Here is a 2690-nt window from a genome sequence, read left to right as displayed (position 1 = left end):
GTGGCGCGGCCCGACGCCTCGATCCAGTCCGCCTCGCGCGAGCGGCAATGGGCGCAGATCGGCCCGGCCGGGAAGCGATGGGTGCCGCAGGCGCGGCAACGCTGGATCAGCAGCCGGTGCGACCGGCAGCCGGCCCAGAAATGGGCGGAATCGGGGTCCGGAACGGGGAGCGGCTTGGCGTAGCTCATCGGCGCAGCACCATGGCGCTGCCGCAGGTCATGGCGCCCGCGGTGGTCAGCGCGATCTCGGCATCGGGCACCTGCCGCGCCCCGGCATGGCCGCGGAGCTGGCTCACCGCCTCGATGACGTGGTTGAACCCGTGGATGTAGGCTTCCGACAGCAGGCCGCCGTGGGTGTTGACCGGCAGCGGCCCGTCGCGGGCGATGTTGCCGGCGGCGACGAAGGGCCCGCCCTCGCCCTCCTTGCAGAAGCCCAGCCCCTCGAGCTGCATCAGCACGCTGTAGGTGAAGCAGTCGTAGATCTCGGCGACGTCGATATCGGCCGGACCGACCCCGGCCTTGCCCCACAGGTCGGCGGCGATGTAGCGCGCATAATTGTGCGAATGGTCGGGCCAGCGCAGCGCGTCGAACAGGTCCTCGCCCTGGTTCGGGCCGCCGCCATAGGCGCCGCCCATGATGTGGACCGGCCGATGCCGCAGGTCGCGGGCGCGGTCGGCACGGGTGACGAGCACGGCGCAGGCGCCGTCGGACTCGAGGCAGATGTCGTAGAGCCGGAACGGCTCGACGATGAAGCGCGCCGCCATGTAGTCGTCCATGGTCATCGGCTGGCGCTGCATCGCCCGCTCGTTGAGCACCGCGTTGGCCCGGGTGGTGACGGCGACATGGCCGAGCTGTTCGGCCGTCGTGCCGTACTCGATCATGTGCCGGCGGCACCACATCGCCATCGCCTGGGGGTAGGTGATCCAGCCGAAGGGGGCCGTATACTGGGTGATGCCGTGGGCCGCCATGTCGCGCCCGCCGCCCAGCCGGAATCCCGACCGGCCGTTCATCGCGCGGTAGCACAGCACCGTCTCGGCGAGGCCGGCCTCGATCGCCGCCACCGCCTGCAGCACGATCAGGTTGGCGGCATTGCCGCCGCCGGCGGTGTCGACCGCATAGCGCACCGCCGGGACGCCGAGCTGCGTCGCCACCGCGATCGCCGGCACCGAATCGCCGAAATGGAAGCTGACGATGCCGTCGACGTCGGTCGCCGGCACGCCGGCGTCGTCGAGCGCCGCCTGGCAGGCCGAACTCGCGAGGTCGAGGACGGTGCGGCCCGAGGCCTTGGAAAACTCGGTCGAGCCGATGCCGACGATGCAGTACTTGTCGCGGAGCGACCACATGGACCGGGGGCTCCCTTCAGGCGCCGAAACGGGGGCGCCGCTTTTCCTGGAACGCGACCAGACCCTCGGTCGCGTCGGGGTGGGTGGTGGCATAGTGGTGGACGAAGTCGACCTCCATGCGCAGGCCGTCGGCGAGCGCGCCGCGCAGCCCCTCGTTCACGAGGCGCTTCATCCCGGAGACGCCGGCGCGGCTGCGCTCGAGCAGCCCGGCGACCAGCGCATCGACATGGGCGGCGAGGTCGGCCGCCGGCACCGCCTCGGCGACGAGGCCGATGCGCTCGGCCTCGACGCCGTCGATGAGGCGACCGGTCAGCATCAGGTGCATGGCCCGCTGGCGGCCGATCGCCCGCGGCAGGCGCTGCGAGCCGCCGGCGCCGGGAAGCTGGCCGAAATTCAGGTGACCGTCGCCGATCTTCGCCTCGCGCGCGGCGATAGCGAGGTCGCAGGCGAGCATGAATTCGAGCCCGCCGGCGACACAGAAGCCGTTGATCGCCGCAATGTAGACGAGCCGCGACCGCTCGATCGCGTCGAGGAGCTGGAAGAAGTCCTCGAGGAAGCCCCGAAAGCCGGTCTCGTCGCGATAGAGCGAGAGATAGCCTTCGAGATCGCCACCGGCCGAGAAGGCCCGGCCCGAGCCGGTGACGACGACGGCGCGCAAGGCCGGGTCGGCCTCGGCCGCCGCGACGGCCCGGCGCAGTTCCTTGACCGTCGACCAGTCGAGCGGGTTCATCCGCTCCGGCCGCCGGAACGTGATGTCGGCGCGGCCGCCGGACGCCGCGTAGGCGATGCGCTCGAACGTCACCGGCCGCCCCCCAGCACCTGGCGTGCGATCACCAGCTTCTGCACCTCGCTCGCCCCCTCGTAGATGCGGAGCGCACGGATCTCGCGATAGAGCTCCTCGACCTTGACCCCGACGGTGACGCCGAGCCCGCCGAAGAGCTGGACGGCCCCGTCGACGACGCGCTGCGCCGCCTCGGTCGCATAGAGCTTCGCCATCGCCGCCTCGCGGGTCGGTGTCCGGCCGGCGACGTCGCGCGTCCAGGCGGCGCGGTAGACGAGCAGCGCGGCGGCATCGATCTCGGTCGCCATGTCGGCCAGGCGGGCCTGGGTCATCTGCTGGTCGGCGAGCGTCTTCCCGAACATCGGCCGCGTCGCGGCGCGCGCCACCGCCTCGTCCAGCGCCCGGCGGGCGAATCCGAGCGCCGCCGCCCCCACCGTCGCCCGGAACACGTCGAGCGTCGCCATCGCGACCTTGAAGCCCTGCCCCGGTTCGCCGAGCAGCCGGTCGTCGGCCACGAAGCAGCCGTCGAAGGCCAGCGTCGCCAGCGGGTGCGGCGCCGTCACCTGG

At 72.1% G+C, this 2690-nt stretch carries 4 protein-coding genes; all 4 read right to left on the bottom strand.

Features of this window, described 5'->3' with window-relative positions:
* Positions 1–188 (bottom strand): Zn-ribbon domain-containing OB-fold protein (locus ACE3Q3_RS23825; protein WP_374450259.1); only part of this gene is annotated, 188 nt, incomplete at its 3' end.
* Positions 185–1342 carry a lipid-transfer protein gene (locus tag ACE3Q3_RS23820; RefSeq protein ID WP_374450258.1) on the bottom strand — a complete coding sequence of 386 codons (1158 nt, stop codon included), beginning with the start codon at positions 1340–1342 and terminating at the stop codon, positions 185–187. The genes ACE3Q3_RS23820 and ACE3Q3_RS23825, both read right to left, overlap by 4 nt.
* Positions 1343–1358: 16 nt before the next feature.
* Positions 1359–2144: an enoyl-CoA hydratase/isomerase family protein gene (locus ACE3Q3_RS23815; RefSeq protein WP_374450256.1), complete on the bottom strand. Its 786-nt coding sequence runs from the start codon at positions 2142–2144 to the stop codon at positions 1359–1361.
* A partial coding sequence (locus tag ACE3Q3_RS23810; protein WP_374450255.1) for an acyl-CoA dehydrogenase family protein occupies positions 2141–2690 on the bottom strand: 550 nt, incomplete at its 5' end. The genes ACE3Q3_RS23815 and ACE3Q3_RS23810, both read right to left, overlap by 4 nt.

This window comes from Allostella sp. (assembly GCF_041913585.1).
Taxonomy (GTDB): Bacteria; Pseudomonadota; Alphaproteobacteria; order ATCC43930; family Allostellaceae; genus Allostella.
The sequence above is the reverse complement of the archived record's forward strand: the minus strand, read 5'-3'. Positions and strand labels throughout refer to the sequence as shown.